The sequence below is a fragment of the Nocardia sp. NPDC006044 genome (genome assembly GCF_042871115.1).
Taxonomy (GTDB): Bacteria; Actinomycetota; Actinomycetes; order Mycobacteriales; family Mycobacteriaceae; genus Nocardia.
The window spans coordinates 2,860,823-2,874,664 of record NZ_JBIAID010000001.1 but is presented as its reverse complement, the minus strand read 5'-3'; the positions used below and the strand labels follow the sequence as shown (position 1 = coordinate 2,874,664).

At 67.5% G+C, this 13,842-nt stretch carries 14 protein-coding genes; 10 read left to right on the top strand and 4 right to left on the bottom strand.

The window, feature by feature from the left end:
* Window positions 1–67: 67 nt before the first annotated feature.
* Window positions 68–1,087, bottom strand: a complete 1,020-nt coding sequence (locus tag ACFYO1_RS13355; RefSeq protein WP_387231864.1) for an alpha/beta hydrolase — start codon at window positions 1,085–1,087, stop codon at window positions 68–70.
* A gap of 273 nt (window positions 1,088–1,360) precedes the next feature.
* Between ACFYO1_RS13355 and ACFYO1_RS13350 the strand changes: the two genes are divergently transcribed.
* Genes ACFYO1_RS13350 through ACFYO1_RS13330 form a run of 5 tightly spaced genes read left to right on the top strand, consistent with a single transcriptional unit; the run spans window position 1,361 to window position 8,085 of the window.
* Window positions 1,361–2,773, top strand: a complete 1,413-nt coding sequence (locus ACFYO1_RS13350; protein ID WP_387230233.1) for a condensation domain-containing protein — start codon at window positions 1,361–1,363, stop codon at window positions 2,771–2,773.
* Entirely contained in the window at window positions 2,770–4,431 is a 1,662-nt protein-coding gene (locus tag ACFYO1_RS13345) for an MFS transporter (RefSeq protein ID WP_387230231.1), read from the top strand. Before ACFYO1_RS13350 ends, ACFYO1_RS13345 begins: the two co-directional genes overlap by 4 nt.
* On the top strand, window positions 4,428–6,113 hold the full coding sequence (locus tag ACFYO1_RS13340; protein WP_387230229.1) for a glycosyltransferase family 39 protein: 1,686 nt from the start codon (window positions 4,428–4,430) through the stop codon (window positions 6,111–6,113). Before ACFYO1_RS13345 ends, ACFYO1_RS13340 begins: the two co-directional genes overlap by 4 nt.
* Before the next feature lie 17 nt (window positions 6,114–6,130).
* The gene (locus tag ACFYO1_RS13335; RefSeq protein ID WP_387230227.1) at window positions 6,131–7,069 is read left to right on the top strand and encodes a glucosyl-3-phosphoglycerate synthase; all 939 of its coding nucleotides are present in this window, start codon (window positions 6,131–6,133) and stop codon (window positions 7,067–7,069) included.
* Window positions 7,069–8,085, top strand: a complete 1,017-nt coding sequence (locus tag ACFYO1_RS13330) for an alpha/beta hydrolase (RefSeq protein WP_387230225.1) — start codon at window positions 7,069–7,071, stop codon at window positions 8,083–8,085. The genes ACFYO1_RS13335 and ACFYO1_RS13330 overlap by 1 nt, the downstream gene beginning before the upstream one ends.
* A gap of 45 nt (window positions 8,086–8,130) precedes the next feature.
* On the opposite strand, the gene ACFYO1_RS13325 is transcribed toward ACFYO1_RS13330, so the two are convergent.
* The gene (locus ACFYO1_RS13325; RefSeq protein WP_387230223.1) at window positions 8,131–8,775 is read right to left on the bottom strand and encodes a TetR/AcrR family transcriptional regulator; all 645 of its coding nucleotides are present in this window, start codon (window positions 8,773–8,775) and stop codon (window positions 8,131–8,133) included.
* Window positions 8,776–8,880: 105 nt separating this feature from the next.
* Here ACFYO1_RS13325 and ACFYO1_RS13320 point away from each other — a divergent pair, with 105 nt between their 5' ends.
* Together ACFYO1_RS13320 and ACFYO1_RS13315 are read left to right on the top strand one after the other, a co-directional pair.
* Window positions 8,881–9,912, top strand: coding sequence for a medium chain dehydrogenase/reductase family protein (locus ACFYO1_RS13320; RefSeq protein WP_387230222.1), 1,032 nt, complete (start codon window positions 8,881–8,883; stop codon window positions 9,910–9,912).
* A gap of 54 nt (window positions 9,913–9,966) precedes the next feature.
* A complete protein-coding gene (locus ACFYO1_RS13315; protein ID WP_387230220.1) occupies window positions 9,967–10,566 on the top strand; it encodes an ABC transporter permease in 600 nt (199 codons plus the stop codon).
* A 68-nt stretch (window positions 10,567–10,634) separates the two neighbouring features.
* Here ACFYO1_RS13315 and ACFYO1_RS13310 read toward each other — a convergent pair whose 3' ends face one another.
* Window positions 10,635–11,687, bottom strand: coding sequence for an MCE family protein (locus ACFYO1_RS13310; protein ID WP_387230218.1), 1,053 nt, complete (start codon window positions 11,685–11,687; stop codon window positions 10,635–10,637).
* Between the two features lie 240 nt (window positions 11,688–11,927).
* On the opposite strand from ACFYO1_RS13310, the gene ACFYO1_RS13305 reads away from it, so the two are divergent.
* Window positions 11,928–12,197, top strand: a complete 270-nt coding sequence (locus ACFYO1_RS13305; protein ID WP_387230216.1) for a hypothetical protein — start codon at window positions 11,928–11,930, stop codon at window positions 12,195–12,197.
* 11 nt (window positions 12,198–12,208) lie between these two features.
* Window positions 12,209–12,685, top strand: a complete 477-nt coding sequence (locus ACFYO1_RS13300; RefSeq protein WP_387230214.1) for a hypothetical protein — start codon at window positions 12,209–12,211, stop codon at window positions 12,683–12,685.
* Between the two features lie 35 nt (window positions 12,686–12,720).
* Here the strand turns inward: ACFYO1_RS13300 and ACFYO1_RS13295 are convergent, their stop codons facing one another.
* Window positions 12,721–13,164, bottom strand: coding sequence for a pyridoxamine 5'-phosphate oxidase (locus ACFYO1_RS13295; protein ID WP_387230212.1), 444 nt, complete (start codon window positions 13,162–13,164; stop codon window positions 12,721–12,723).
* 206 nt (window positions 13,165–13,370) lie between these two features.
* Between ACFYO1_RS13295 and ACFYO1_RS13290 the strand changes: the two genes are divergently transcribed.
* Window positions 13,371–13,754, top strand: a complete 384-nt coding sequence (locus tag ACFYO1_RS13290) for a hypothetical protein (RefSeq protein ID WP_387230210.1) — start codon at window positions 13,371–13,373, stop codon at window positions 13,752–13,754.
* The last annotated feature ends 88 nt before the right edge of the window (window positions 13,755–13,842 follow it).

Here is a 13,842-nt window from a genome sequence, read left to right as displayed (position 1 = left end):
CGGAGATTAAGCCTGTAGGTCGGCCCGGTGCAGCCCCAGTCGAAGTGGGGAAAAGGGTTGTCCGTGTTTACCTGTCCAGTGCCGCTTCGAACAGCGGCCAGGAGTTGTGCAGATCCTGTTGCCAGTAACCCCAGGAGTGGGTGCCGGACGGTCGGATTTCGAAGGTCGCCGGAATGTTCAGCTCCCGGAGGCGGTCCCGGAGCTGGAGCGTGCACACGCTGGTGATCGCTTCCAGCAGCGCGCCGCTGGTGAGCTGACCGACGAGTTTGCCTGCGTCACCGCGGGTTTGGTCGAGCGTGTCGAGTGGTCCTGGTTGTCCGGTGCCGGTGCTGATGTAGAGGGTGGTGTGGTGGAGGTCTTGGGCGTGGAGGTAGGGGTCGTTGGCGGTCCAGGTGGGGTCTTGGGGTGGTCCCCACATGTTGAGGGGGTTGCCTTTCCAGCGTCCGACGACGGCGGCGACCATGGCTTGGCCTTGGGGGTCGGAGGTGCGGATGCAGCCGCTGTAGGAGCCCAGGGCGCGGTAGAGCCCGGGTGCGGTGAGGGCGAGTTGGAACACCGAGGTGGCGGCCATGGAGATGCCGGCGATGGCGTTGGCTCCGGTGCCGTGGAAGGTGGTGTCGATCAGTGGTGGTAGTTCCCGGGTCAGGAAGGTGGCCCAGCGTTGGCGGCCCAGGACGGGGTCGTCGGTGTGCCAGTCGGTGAAGTAGCTGCCCGATCCCCCGATCGGGATCACGATATTGACCTGTTTATCCGCGAAAAACGACACCACATCGGTCTGATCCGCCCAGTTGCTGCCCTCGCTGCCCCCGCTGGCGCCGTTGAGCAGATACAGAACCGGCGCGGGGCGCGAAATATCTTGCGCCGTATAGACTTCCAGCTCGACAGGAGCCGCCATCGCGGTCGAGTAGACCGTCACCAGCAACTGCCTGCCCACCCCCGGCCGCATCGAAACGATATGCGATCCGTCCGATTCGGGCGCGCCGGCCGCCGGATCAGCGACCGCGACCGGGGTCGCCCCGGCGATCGAAAGCACGACAGCGGCGATCAGGCGACACGCGACGCGTCGAATGCGTTGCCGCACCGGCATATTCGCAGCGAAGGTGGCCACCTGCTACCTCCTGGCCGATCGATGGTTGTGCTGGCGTGGCACCGAACCTAAGACGCGCTGGTGAGCACCGACAAGGTATCCGCGGGTTGTTTGGACAGCGGACCAGTCGCGCGGCCTCGCGGCTGGTGCACTTCACAGAATCGGCCGTTCTTCATGGACCACGATGTGGTTCATATCGTTAACTCGGTAACTGTGACGGCGGTTGCACCGCCTTTTCTGGGGTTTCCCCTACGGCACGAATTGAGGGTACCTGTGGTTGGTTTCGGGTTCATCGAGGAATGGGTTCCAGCGCCGGGACGGCTCACCAGTTGGACCGCGACGCCGCAATCGCTGGACGCGGCGCGACGCGCGCCGATCCATCCGATACCGCCCGCCCATCAGCAGGAGCAATATCTGCGCGTCTTACATCGCGACGCGGAGGCGGGATTCGGCGAGTCCCGGCTGTGCATGATCTCGTTCACGATACCGGGATCCCCCGACTACACCGCCTGGACCAGCGCCTTCACCGCATTCCTGCGCCGCCACGACACATTTCGCAGCTGGTTTTCCGTCGCGGACGACGGCAACGTCCGACGCCATGTGATGTCTCCCGCGGACATCGACTTCCAGCCGACCGAACACGGCGAGTTCGCCGACAGCGCGGGAATCCGCGCCAACGTGGAAATGCGGACACCGAGCGCGCTGTGGTGGGATTGCTTCAGTTTCGGCGTAATCGAGCACGCGGATTCGTTCACCGTATACGCGGCCGTGGACCATGTGCACACCGACGGGGTCGGGCAGGCATTGACCTGCGTCGATCTGTTGCTGCTCTACGGCAACGAATTGTCCGGCGGCAAACTCGAACCGCAGCCGGTGGACGGGCACCTCACCTATTGCGAGCGCGAACGCTTCGGCAGCGCCGAATTGACCGCACAGTCACCGCCCATTCGCACCTGGCTGGAGTTGCTGCGCCGCAATGACGGCGACGTGCCGCATTTTCCGGCGGAACTGTCGGCGGGCACGGAACGCGGCGCGCAACGCACGGTGCACCTGATCGACGAGGCCGACGCGCTTCGTTTCGAGCAGGCCTGCCAGGCCAACGGCGCCCGCTTCACCGGCGGCCTGTTTGCCGCGGCGGCCTTGGTGGAGGCCGAAATGTCCGGCGTGGACTGGTATTTCGGCCTCACCCCGGTCAACACGCGCAGCACGGCGGGTGAGACGAGTTCGATCGGCTGGTACACCAGCCTGGTTCCGGTGGAGTTCGAGGTCGAGCGCGCCGACACCTTCGCGACGATCGTGTCGCGGGCACAGCGGGCATACGACCGCGGCAAGGAGCTCGCCGATGTGTCGCCGCATCGCGCGTTGGAGCTCGCGCCGCCCGAGCTCGGTATCCGCACACAGCTCGGCTGGACGGCGCGGATGCTGTCCTACGTCGACGTGCGCAAGATCCCCGGCGTCGAGATGTTCGATCAGATCAACGGCGGCATGTACGCCAGTCGCGGCCGGTCGAGCGACGTCTACATCTGGATCAACCGGTTCAACGACGTCACGCAGTTGAGCCTGCTCTTCCCGGACACCCCGGCAGCGCACGCCGCGATCGAGCGCTACATCGCCGCGACCAGAACGGTTTTCGCGGCCGTCGTCACCGACGGCGACTACGCGCCGCGCGTCGACGCGTTGTCGTGACCGCGTCCACCGCACTGCCGGTCGAGCCGGAGCCCACCGCGATCCCCTTGTCCGCGTGGGGTTCTCTGGGTGCGTGCCTGCTCGCCGTGTTCTTGCAGATGCTGGATCTGACGATCGTGAACACCGCGCTGCCGGAGATCGCCGACGACCTCACCGCCTCGGGCGCGGCTCAAGTGCTCGTGGTCTCGATCTACAGCCTGACCTTCGCCTGCACCTTGCTCACCGCCGCCAGGGTGGGTGCGATCCTGGGGCGACGGCGAGTGTTCTTGCCGGCGCTCACCGTGTTCGTGGCGGCGTCGCTGTGGTGCGGGCTGTCGCGGTACGGCGAGGAACTGATCGTGGCGCGGGGTGTGCAAGGCCTTGCGGCGGCGGCGATGTCGGCACAGACGATCGCGATCATCACCGCGTCGTTCCCGCCGGCCCGGCGTGCGCTGGCGTTCGGAATCTACGGCGCCGCAGCCGGTCTCGCGGCGATCGCGGGGCCGCTGGCGGGCGGTGCGCTGGTGGCCATCGATCCGTTCGGGGCGGGCTGGCACGCCATCTTCCTGATCAACGTTCCGCTGGGCCTGGCCGGACTCGCTCTGGCGTACAAGTATCTGCGGCGGGATTTTGCGGAGGACCGGGAAGGTCTCGATCTGCCGGGAGCGGTGCTGTCGACGCTCGGGCTGTTCCTGGTGATCTGCCCCGCGACGATCGGACGTGAACGCGGCTGGCCCCCTGCGCTTCTCGTGCTCGTTCTGAGTGGATGCGTGATTCTGGCGCTCTTCGCACTCCATCAATATCGGCTGACTCGCCGCGGGGGCACGCCGCTGGTGTGCGCCGAGCTGTTCGCCGATCGCGGCTTCGCTCTCGGCGCGGTGCTGACCGTGGGGTTCTTCGGCGTCTTCGGTGGGTTCCTGTTCAGTGTCTCGGTCGCGGCCCAGTCCGGGCTCGGCATGACCGCGATGCAGACGGCGGCGCTGATGGTGCCGTTCGCGCTCGGCGGCGCGCTCGGCGCGCTGACCTCACCGCTGCTGGTGGCCCGCTGCGGGGCGCGCGCGCTGACCGTCGGCATGCTGGTGTTCACGGTCGCCGTCGTCGGCATCGCGGTGCTGATCGACCCGGATCGGGCAGCCGTCGATGCCTTGCTGCTGAGCGGTCCGGTGTTTCTCGCGGGTATCGGCATGGGCTGCTTCGCCGCTCCGCTGCCCGCCCTCATGCTGGCCGGCGTCGCCGACCGCGTCACCGGTTCCGCCTCCGGCACCGTGCCCACCTTGCAGCAACTCGGCACCTCGGCCGGGGTGGTCGCGCTCGGCGGGTTGTTCCTGCACCGGGTCGGCGGCACCGCGTCGGCGGCGGCAGTCCGGTCGGAAGCCGTTCTGGCCGAACAACTCACGACGGCAGGCGTACCCACGGACCGCCAGCGGCCGATCCTCACCGGCTTCGCCGACTGCACCGAACGCGTATTGACCTCCCCCACCCCCACTTTCAGCAGGCACACCTGCGCGGCAGGCCGGGACATCTTCGGTCCCGCGCTGGACTCGGCAACCGACATCGCCACGGCCCACGCCTATCTCAGCGCCTACACCACAGTGCTGTGGGTGGTCGCCGCCACCGCCCTCGCCCTGACCTCGGTCACTCTCGCGATGCCCCGCCGCCCTGTTCGGGACGACCGATGAACAGCGACGCCGGCGGGACATCGAGTGCCTCCGGGCTGAATCGGCCCGCGGCGAGATGCGCTGCCCCGCCCTCGAAGCCGGATCCGGAATTCGCGGCCGCACGCATCACCGCGACGGACGACGCGCCTGCCCTTTCCGGTTTCGATCGCCGCGGCGTGCAAACATCTGCTGGACAAGTTCCGGATTTCGCGGTCGTACCGGTCGTCATGGTGGCGGTGGCGACAGCGGCATTCCTGATCGCCAGGGCAAGTCGCTATGGCTACTTCGGTGACGAGCTGTATTTCCGCGCGGCTGGGCGTCGGCTCGCGGCCGGGTATGTCGATCAGGGGCCGTTGATTCCGCTCGTGGCGCGGCTCGCGGATGCCCTGGCTCCGGATTCCCTTGTCCTGCTGCGCCTTCCCTCGATAGTGATGGCCGTGGGCGGCATCCTCGTTGCGGCAGCGCTGGCGCGCGAGTTCGGTGGCCGGGCCGGCGCTCAGCTGCTGGCGGGCTTTGCCTACGCCGCGTGCCCGTTCGCGATCACCCAGTCGGCGACGTTGTCCACGTTCGCTTTCGACGCGACGCTCTCGGCGACTGTGTTGTGGCTCGTCGTGGCGTGGGTCCGGCTGCGGCACGACCGGCTCGTCCTCGCTGCCGCCGTGGTCGCCGCCGTCGACCTGCAGGTCAAGTTGCTGCTGCCAGTGTTGTTGGCGGGCATCGTGTTCGGCGTCGCGCTGTTCGGCCCGCGCGAGGTGGCGCGTCGGCCCACGGTGTGGCTCGCGGCAGTGATCGTCGCGGTTGCCATGACACCCGGTCTGCTGTGGCAGTCCACGCATGGCTGGCCGCAGCTGGAGATGGGCGGGATTATCCGTGCCGAGCAGGTGGCCGCCACCGGTGGATCATCCGGCCTGCCGGTGCAATTCGCCTTGCTCGCCGGACTGCTCGGCACTGTGCTGGCGCTGTATGGGTTATGGGGGCTGCTCTACCACGCTGCCCTGGCTCAGTACCGATTCCTTATTGTCGTTGCCCTCACCCAGCTCGGGTTCGTGCTGGTCAGCGGTGGGCGGCCGTACTATCTGGCGGCACTGTTGCCGGCGCTGTTCGCCGCGGGGGCGGTGACGACCCGGGACAGCGTGCCGCGGCGCTGGCGGCGCGGCGGTGCGGTAGCGCTCACGGCGGTGACGGTGACGATCGCGGCGGCGGTGGTCTCGGCACTGCCGCAACAGGTTTCGCGGCTGTCCGGGCCGACCGCCGATCAGCGTGAGTTGTCCACGCGACTGCGGGTTTACGGTACAACTGGCTGGCCGGAGCTGATCACCGCCGTCACCGACGCCTCCGCCCGCATCGATCCGGCCGAACGCGGCCGCACAGCGATCATCACCCAGACCTATTGGCAGGCAGCCGCGATCGACCGGCTCGGCGGTATCGGCCACCCACCGGTCTACAGCCCGAACCGAGGGTTCGCCTATTTCGGCACCCCGCCGGACACCGCGACCACGATCCTCTACGTCACGGTCGGCGACGCCGAACCCGCACTGCGCCCGCTGTTCTCCCGGCTGCGCGCACTGACCCGAGCCGACGACCCGCTCGGCTTCCCGGGAATCGACCGCCGCGTCACGGTATGGCGCTGCGACGGCCCGATCCGCCCCTGGTCCGAAACCTGGCCCCGGCTCCGCACACTCACCCTCGACTCCGGCCTCTGACCTGAAAGGACCGCCACATGGTCGCCTCGCCGCTCGGAGCTACCGTGTTCCACCCCGCCTGGTCCAACGACGAGTTGCTCGAACGCAAAGGCGGCCGCACCGTTTCGGTCGTGCTGCCCGCGCTGAACGAGCAGGACACGATCGCCGGGGTCATCGCCTCGATGCACGGGCTGCTCGGCACCTTGATCGACGAGCTGATCGTGATCGACTCCGGCTCCACCGACCACACTGTCGCCGACGCCCGTGCCGCCGGGGCCACCGTCTACACCCGCGAGCAGGCCCTGCCCGCCATCGAACCGCGCCCGGGCAAAGGCGAGGTGCTGTGGCGGTCACTGGCGGTGGCGGCCGGCGATCTGATCGTGTTCGTCGACTCCGACCTGATCGCGCCGAGCCCGCTGTTCGTGCCGTCCCTGCTCGCGCCGCTGCTGCTGGATGACGAATTATGCCTGGTGAAGGGCTTTTATCGACGTCCGCTGTCCGGCACGGGCCGGGCGGATTTCGGTGGCGGGCGGGTCACCGAACTGCTGGCCCGCCCGCTGTTGACCGCGCTGGTCCCCGACCTGGCCGCGCTGATCCAACCGCTCGGCGGCGAATACGCGGCGACCCGGGAGTTTCTGACCGCCATCCCGTTCGCCCCCGGCTACGGCGTCGAGATCGGGATCCTGCTGGACGCGTGGAAACGCCACGGCGCCGGCGCGATCGGGCAGGTCGATCTCGGCATCCGCGCGCACCGCAATCGCCCGACGCACGAACTCGCCGTGATGAGCAGGCAGGTGGTCGTCACCCTGCTCGCCCGGATCGGCATTGCGGATTCGGGAGTGGCACTGCGGCAATACCTTCCGCACGGGTCGAGCTGGCGGACCGCCGAGACGGAACTCTCGCTGCTCGATCGCCCGCCGATAGCCGAGCTGATCGAGGCCGACCGCATGGTCACGCGCGAGATCGGAGTCCGCTGATGGCACCGGCGAATTCGGCGCGCACGCGCCGCGGCACCGGCTGGTTGACGACGCTGATCGTCGGCATCCTGCTGGCTGCGGCGAATCCCGGTGTCACTGCGGCGGATCCAGGCGCCGTCGCTTCACACATCGACCACGTGCGGTTCGAACAACCGCGCCTCATCGATGCCGGGGTCTACTCCGCGGCGATGAACTCCGTTGTCCGCGTGCGGATCCTGCGTGCGGTCGACCCGGAAGTGCCCGCACCCACCCTGTATCTGCTCAACGGCGCCAATGGCGGTGTCGACGGCAGTTGGCTCGACAAGACCGATGTGGTGTCGTTTTTCGCGGATAAACAGGTCAACATCGTGATCCCGATCGGGGGATCGGGCAGCTACTTCACCGACTGGCACACCGACGACCCCGTCCTGGGCCGCCAACGCTGGGCCACCTTCCTGACCCGGGAACTACCACCACTGATCGACACCACCTTCCACGGCACCGGAGCCAACGCCATCGCCGGCATCTCCATGGCCGCCACCTCGGTGTTCCAACTCGCCCTCACCGCACCCGGGCTCTACCGCGCCCTGGGCTCCTACAGCGGCTGCATCCGCACCTCCGACCCCCAAGGCCAAGCCATGGTCGCCGCCGTCGTCGGACGCTGGAAAGGCAACCCCCTCAACATGTGGGGACCACCCCAAGACCCCACCTGGACCGCCAACGACCCCTACCTCCACGCCCAAGACCTCCACCACACCACCCTCTACATCAGCACCGGCACCGGACAACCAGGACCACTCGACACCCCGGAGGCACTGCACGGCGACCTGATCCAATCGACCTGGCAGCTCCTGTTCGGCTCTCCGCTCGAGGCCGTCATGAACCTGTGCACCCTTCAGCTGCGAGATCGCTTCCAGCAGTTAGGCATTCCCGCCACCTTCGACTTCCACCCGATCGGCACCCACTCCTGGGGCTACTGGCAACAGGACCTGCACAACTCCTGGCCCCAATTCGAAGCAGCCCTCAGCCAGCGCTGAGCGGCGGAACCCTGACGATGCCCCGCCACCTCAGCGGTGCCCCGGTCAGGGTGTCGCTTTCAGGTGTGCCAGCGCCGTGATCATGCGATCCGCGATGTCCGGGGGCCACGGGAAGGCGACCGTCGCCGCGCGCTGATGTGCGAGGCCGTGCAGGCCGAGCCATAGCCCGATCGTGTCGGCGGACAGGTCGTCACTGGTGGCCTGACCGGCTTCGACGCAGTCTTGCAGCAAGCCGGTGAGCAGGTGCAGGGTCGTGTCACCGAGCGAGACGACCTCGGCCTCGGTCAGCGTCGTGTCGTCCAGCGCGGGCATCCACAGGCCGCCGAACATGGTGCGGTAGCGCTGCGGATAATGCTCGGCGAACTCCAGGTACGCGTGGCAGAGCACGAACAGCCGCTCTCGCGGATCGTCGCCCGCCGCGGCCAGCGCCGTGCGCAGATGCTCCTCGAGTTCGGCGAACGCCTGTTGCACCACCGCCAGCATGATCGTCGGCTGATCGGGAAAGTGCCGGTAGATCGAGGGCGCGGCGATGCCGACGCGCCGCGCGACGGAGCGCAGCGTGACGGCCTTCTCGTCGCCCGTCTCATCGAGCACCTCGACGGCCGCGGCCACGATCTCGTCGCGCAGGCGGGCGCCTTCCCCCCGGCGGTTGCGTACCCGAGCCGGAGACTCGGTCATGTTGTCAGCCATACCGTTAACTTACACCTGAAAACTTATCCGCGTTACCCCTTGATTCTGCAAAGCTAACGTGTGTATGTTTACAGACGTAACCACTCACTGAGCGCGGAGAACGACATGAACACGACCACTGTGACCACCGAGGTAGTGCTGCCAGGCAAGGTCGAGGCGACCGGCCTGCTGATCCGCACCCGCGATCTGTCCGCACCCGCCACCGGCCAGGTCGTCCTGCGGATGGACGCGACCGGCGTGTCCTTCGCCGAGCAGCAGATGCGCCGCGGGAAGTACTACGACCAGCCGCCGTTCCCGTTCGTTCCCGGCTACGACGTGGTCGGCACCGTGACCGCCGTGGGCCCCGAGGTCGATACCGCGATGATCGGCCGCCGATACGCCGCGGTCGTCAAGGTCGGCGGCTGGGCCAGCCACCTGCTGATCGACGCCGCGGATCTGGTGCCGATCCCGGACAGCGTCACCTCGGCCGCCGCGGAGACGGTCGTGGTCAACGGGATCACGGCCTGGCAGATGCTGCATCGGATGGCCGAGGTGCCGAGCGGCGCGACGATCGTGGTGCTCGGCGCCAACGGCGGCGTCGGTTCGACCCTCGTCCAGCTGGCCAGGCACGCCGGTATCCGGGTGATCGGCACGGCCTCGCCCCGCCATCACGAGATGATCCGCGAGCTGGGCGTGATCCCGGTCGATTACCGCGACCCGGAGATGTACCAGCGCATTCGGCAGCTCGCGCCGGACGGTGTGGACGCCGTATTCGACCATGTCGGCGGCGCCGGGCTGGCGCAGTCCTGGTCGTTGCTGCGCAAAGGCGGCACACTGGTGTCCTACGGCACCGCGGCGACCAAGGACGAGGACGGCAATTCCCAACTGCCGGTGCTGAAGTCGTTCGCGCGGCTGGCCGCCTGGAACTACCTGCCCAATGGCAAGAGCGCCTACTTCTACAACTTCTGGGCGGGCAAGCGCCGGCTCGGCGCGTTCCGCAATCGGCTGCACGAGGACCTCGTGGAGGTGCTGCGTCTGCTGGCCGATGGGGTGCTGACGCCACAGATCGCCGCGCAGTTCCCGCTGGCCGACGCCGCGCAGGCGCTCGCGCTCGCCGAGTCGCGCACCGTCGCCGGCAAGGTCGTCATCACCGCATAGCAGATCTCCCCCACCTGCCAGTTCAACCCCGTTCGTAATCAAAGGAATTCAGCGATGGCCACCATGTCCCTCTCCGCTCCGTCCACCTCCGCCCCCGACCGGCCCGGCGAGGTCGACAACCGCGCGACCTATCTCAGCTTCGCGTTCGCGTACGTGTTCGGGCACGGCGCCGCGGCCCTTTCCAGGGGTTCCGATCCGGTGCTCGGCCTGCCCGGCTGGCTGCCGATGGTCCTACTCGGCGCCGGTCTCGCCGCCGGCACCGTATTCGCGACCGTGGCCGCACTGCGCGCTCAGCGTGCGGCCGACGCCTCAGAGGTGTTGTCCGGCAAGCTGCTTGGCGTTTCCTGGGCCAGCGCGTTCGCCGCCCTCTTCCTCATCATCACCGGCATCACCTCGCTACTGGACCGGTCCGACCTGCAAGGCGTGCTCTGGCCCGTCGGTTCCGGTCTCATCGTCGGCCTGCTCTACCTCGGCGAAGGCGCCGCACGCCGCAATGTCCTGCACTATTGCCTCGGCACGTGGCTCGCCCTGGTCTCCACCGGCGCGCTCCTGCTCGGCACCCCCAACCTGTTCTGGGTGCTCACCCTCGGCGGCGGAGGCGGCTACGCCGTCGCGACCGTCCTCGAGCGTCGCCGGCTCGCCGCCCTGCGCTGAAAACCGTTGGCCCGCAAGCGACCGAGCGCTGAATGTTCGGAGTCCCAGCGGCTCCGGGCATTCCGCTGTCAGCGGTGCCCGCCCTGCATCCGGCCCTGCACGAGCTGCAAGACCTGAAGCACGCTGCCCGCGAAGTTCTGAATGTCGCGCAGGTCTGGGAGTCCGCCGTGCGGGTCGGTCAGGGCACTGAGGTCCAGGTTGGTCGCGGTGAAGAAGAAGGCGTAGCTCTTGCCCCGGACCGCCGCGTCGAGCTTGGGGGTGATCGTGTGCAGTCGAGTGAAGAGGAGTTCGAAGTTGTCGCCGGTGGCGGCGAGTGCGCTCATCAGCTGACGGGTGTTGACCAGGAGGTCACCGAGTTGCCGGCCGGTGGTGTTCGCGTAGTCACCGAGCGCCGCCGTCGTCACCGACACCTTGGTGAGCAAATCGGCTACCGCCCGGTTGTTTTCGGCGATCGTGCCGATCATCTGCGGCAGCGTGCCGGCCACCGCGCCGATCTCCGCGCGGCGGCCCTCGATCGTGTTCGCCAGCGTGCCGAACTCTTGCAGCAGGCCATCGACTTTCGCGCTATTGGCGTTCAAACCGCTGACCACGCCGGTCATTTCGGCGATCAGGTGCGACAACTCACCGCCGCGTCCACCGACGATCGAATCCAGCTCCGACGTCAGCTTGCCGAGCCGCACGAGGCCACCGCCGTCGAACAACAGCGAAACCGTCAGCAACAGCTGCTCGACGGTCGCACCCGCCGAGGTCTTGTCCTGACCGATGGTGTCACCGTCTCCGAGTATGCGCCCGCCTGGTTGGGCCTTCGGCCTCGACACCGCGACGAACATATCTTCCAGCGGAGCGGCCTGCCGCAGTTCGGCGGTGCTGCCCTCCGGCAGTTCGATGTCCCGGCGAATGGTCAGGTCGACGATCGCCTGGAAGTTCTTGGTCCTGATGCCGGAGACCACCCCGACGTCGGAACCGCCGATCCGCACCTTGGCCCGGTCCGGCAGGTTCAGCGCGTTCTCGAATACCGCGTGCACCGTGTAGGTCTCGCCGCCGACGCCGGGCATGGGTAACGGCAACTTGTCGACCGTGAGGCCGCACCCCGCCGTGATCGCCACTACGGCCGCTGCCACCACAACCTTGAAAGTCCTTCGTATGTCGAGGGTTTCGAGTCTCACGAGCACTGTCAACTCCCCTCGTCATGGTTCGGAGATTACCAGCGGAACAGCGGCCGACGCGGCGAAATCGAAGGTTCAACTGGACATTTGCCCAATAGCGGCGGTCCGCTGGGCGACACTGAGCCCTGACTCCGCGGAACGCCGAACCTACGCTCCCCAGCAAGTGCTCGAACTCCGTGACGAATGGGGGAACTCATGTTCACCGGACGCACACTGTGGTCGTCCAACCAGCCGGTCGCCGCACCGGCATTGACGGTGTACAACAACAGGCTGGTCATGGTCTGGTCGACCCAGAGCGGCACCATGTACACGGCGTCAGGAATGGAAACCGACGGCGTGGTGAATGCGAAACCGTTGCCGGCGGATTTCAGTTTGCAACGCCCGTCACTGGCAGCGCATGCCCAGACCGGCCTGCTCTACCTCGGCTATACCCGCACCGATGGCAAGAGGTGGCTTGCGACCTGAGCCTCGGCGCGGTGCAGTCGCAGAATCCGCCGTTCAGCAGTTACGGCAGGTCGCCTCAGCCCGCCGAATACAGCATCGATACTCCGGGATTGGTGATCCATCAGTCCAGGGGTGTGCTGCTGGCCTGGACGGGCATGGACAGCGCGAACAATCTGAACGCGCGCTACATCGGCGTCAATGTCCCGCCGACCAGGCCTACTTTCACCGATCGGCTCATCGGCGGCCCGAATCTGTTCACGCTCGGCGGGCGCTACGTGGCGGGATATACCGGCAAGAACACCAATATCTACCTGCTGTTCGGCGTCGACAATCTCGACGAGAACCAGGCCGAGCGCTGGAAATTCGCCGATACCAGCCCGTGGCCGCCCGCGGTCGCGACCATCAACGGGGTCACCTACGTTGCCTGGTTCGGCACCGATGGCGAGAACAAGCTCAACTTCGCCGACCTCGGTTCTATGCCGACCATCTACCGCGGAGGCAGCGGGTAGCCGAATCCAATTGTCACAGTTGCTTTCTCGTCGTCTCAGCCGTTCCCGTACACGCGCTCCGGGACGACGAGAACAACTGCGCGCCGATCTTCGGCCATCACCCGGTCGTACTCGTCCCAGTCGTCGTGCGTCCCACCCGCCGCGGTGAACACCTCCCGCAACAGCACCCGCAACCGTTCACCATCGATGCCCGGCACCTCGTCGTCGGGACCCACGATCCACACCGGCCCCTCGACCGCCGTCCAGGCCCAGCCGACCCGCGCGACCACCGTCATCCGCGCCCGGAGCCGCAGATTCTCCAACTTCCGTGTGCCACCGCGAATCACCATCCCCACCACCTGCTCACCGGTCTGCGGATGCGCCAGCACACCCGCGTTCACCAGCGAGGATTGAACGGTGCCGTCGGCTCGCGAGGTAGAGACGACACAGAGGCCATGATCGCCGTCGATCAGCCGGGCAAAGTCCGCGATATCGGTCACGGAGGAAAGTCTACGGACCCGGGTCTGCCAGTGCGGCAGTGGCGGAGGGTCCGCTTCTCGCCAGGTGAACGTGACCGTGGGGGCAGGCCGCATGCGCTGCCGTCGACCAGCCGGCCGGCCCGGCATATCCCGCCGGTCGTGGCGAAATCGGGGTTACGCGAGGACACTGGGGGTGGAGCGCTGAATTCACCTCCAGGAGCAATGTGATGGCATCCGACAGACCTTTCGGGATCGGTCCGGAAGAATTCGAACGCGCGCTGCGGGAGGCGGGGATCGAGATCCGCGACCTCATCGGGAAGGCCGGCGAGTACGTCGATCGCCGCGGCGTGAACACGCTGGCGTCGCTGTTCGGTCAGTTCGTGCAGCCGGAGCGGCCGCGGACGACGAAACCGGAGGACGAGACCACCGGCGAGACCGGCAGCGGGGTGTGGGTCATCTACAGCATCGTCGACGACGGCGAGGCCAGGATCGAGCAGGTGTTCCCGAGCGAACTCGAGGCACTGCGCGCGCATCGGGACAACACCGACGAACGGCGTCGCGTCCGCTTCCTCCCCTACGGCGTTCCCGCGACCGCACTGGACACCCCCTGACCCTGGTCGACTGACCCGATCGCTGGCGAGGGCCGACACGCGCGACCTACCATGCGGGCACCGGCTTCGAGCCACGCCCGGATGGAGG

What these genes read in the sequence shown, in the direction of transcription:
- ACFYO1_RS13335 (WP_387230227.1), top strand. Translation starts at nt 6,131, where the DNA reads ATGGTCGCCTCGCCGCTCGGAGCTACCGTGTTCCACCCCGCCTGGTCC.
- ACFYO1_RS13330 (WP_387230225.1), top strand. Translation starts at nt 7,069, where the DNA reads ATGGCACCGGCGAATTCGGCGCGCACGCGCCGCGGCACCGGCTGGTTG.
- ACFYO1_RS13340 (WP_387230229.1), top strand. Translation starts at nt 4,428, where the DNA reads ATGAACAGCGACGCCGGCGGGACATCGAGTGCCTCCGGGCTGAATCGG.
- ACFYO1_RS13315 (WP_387230220.1), top strand. Translation starts at nt 9,967, where the DNA reads ATGGCCACCATGTCCCTCTCCGCTCCGTCCACCTCCGCCCCCGACCGG.
- ACFYO1_RS13325 (WP_387230223.1), bottom strand. Translation starts at nt 8,775, where the DNA reads ATGGCTGACAACATGACCGAGTCTCCGGCTCGGGTACGCAACCGCCGG.
- ACFYO1_RS13305 (WP_387230216.1), top strand. Translation starts at nt 11,928, where the DNA reads ATGTTCACCGGACGCACACTGTGGTCGTCCAACCAGCCGGTCGCCGCA.
- ACFYO1_RS13355 (WP_387231864.1), bottom strand. Translation starts at nt 1,087, where the DNA reads ATGCCGGTGCGGCAACGCATTCGACGCGTCGCGTGTCGCCTGATCGCC.
- ACFYO1_RS13320 (WP_387230222.1), top strand. Translation starts at nt 8,881, where the DNA reads ATGAACACGACCACTGTGACCACCGAGGTAGTGCTGCCAGGCAAGGTC.
- ACFYO1_RS13290 (WP_387230210.1), top strand. Translation starts at nt 13,371, where the DNA reads ATGGCATCCGACAGACCTTTCGGGATCGGTCCGGAAGAATTCGAACGC.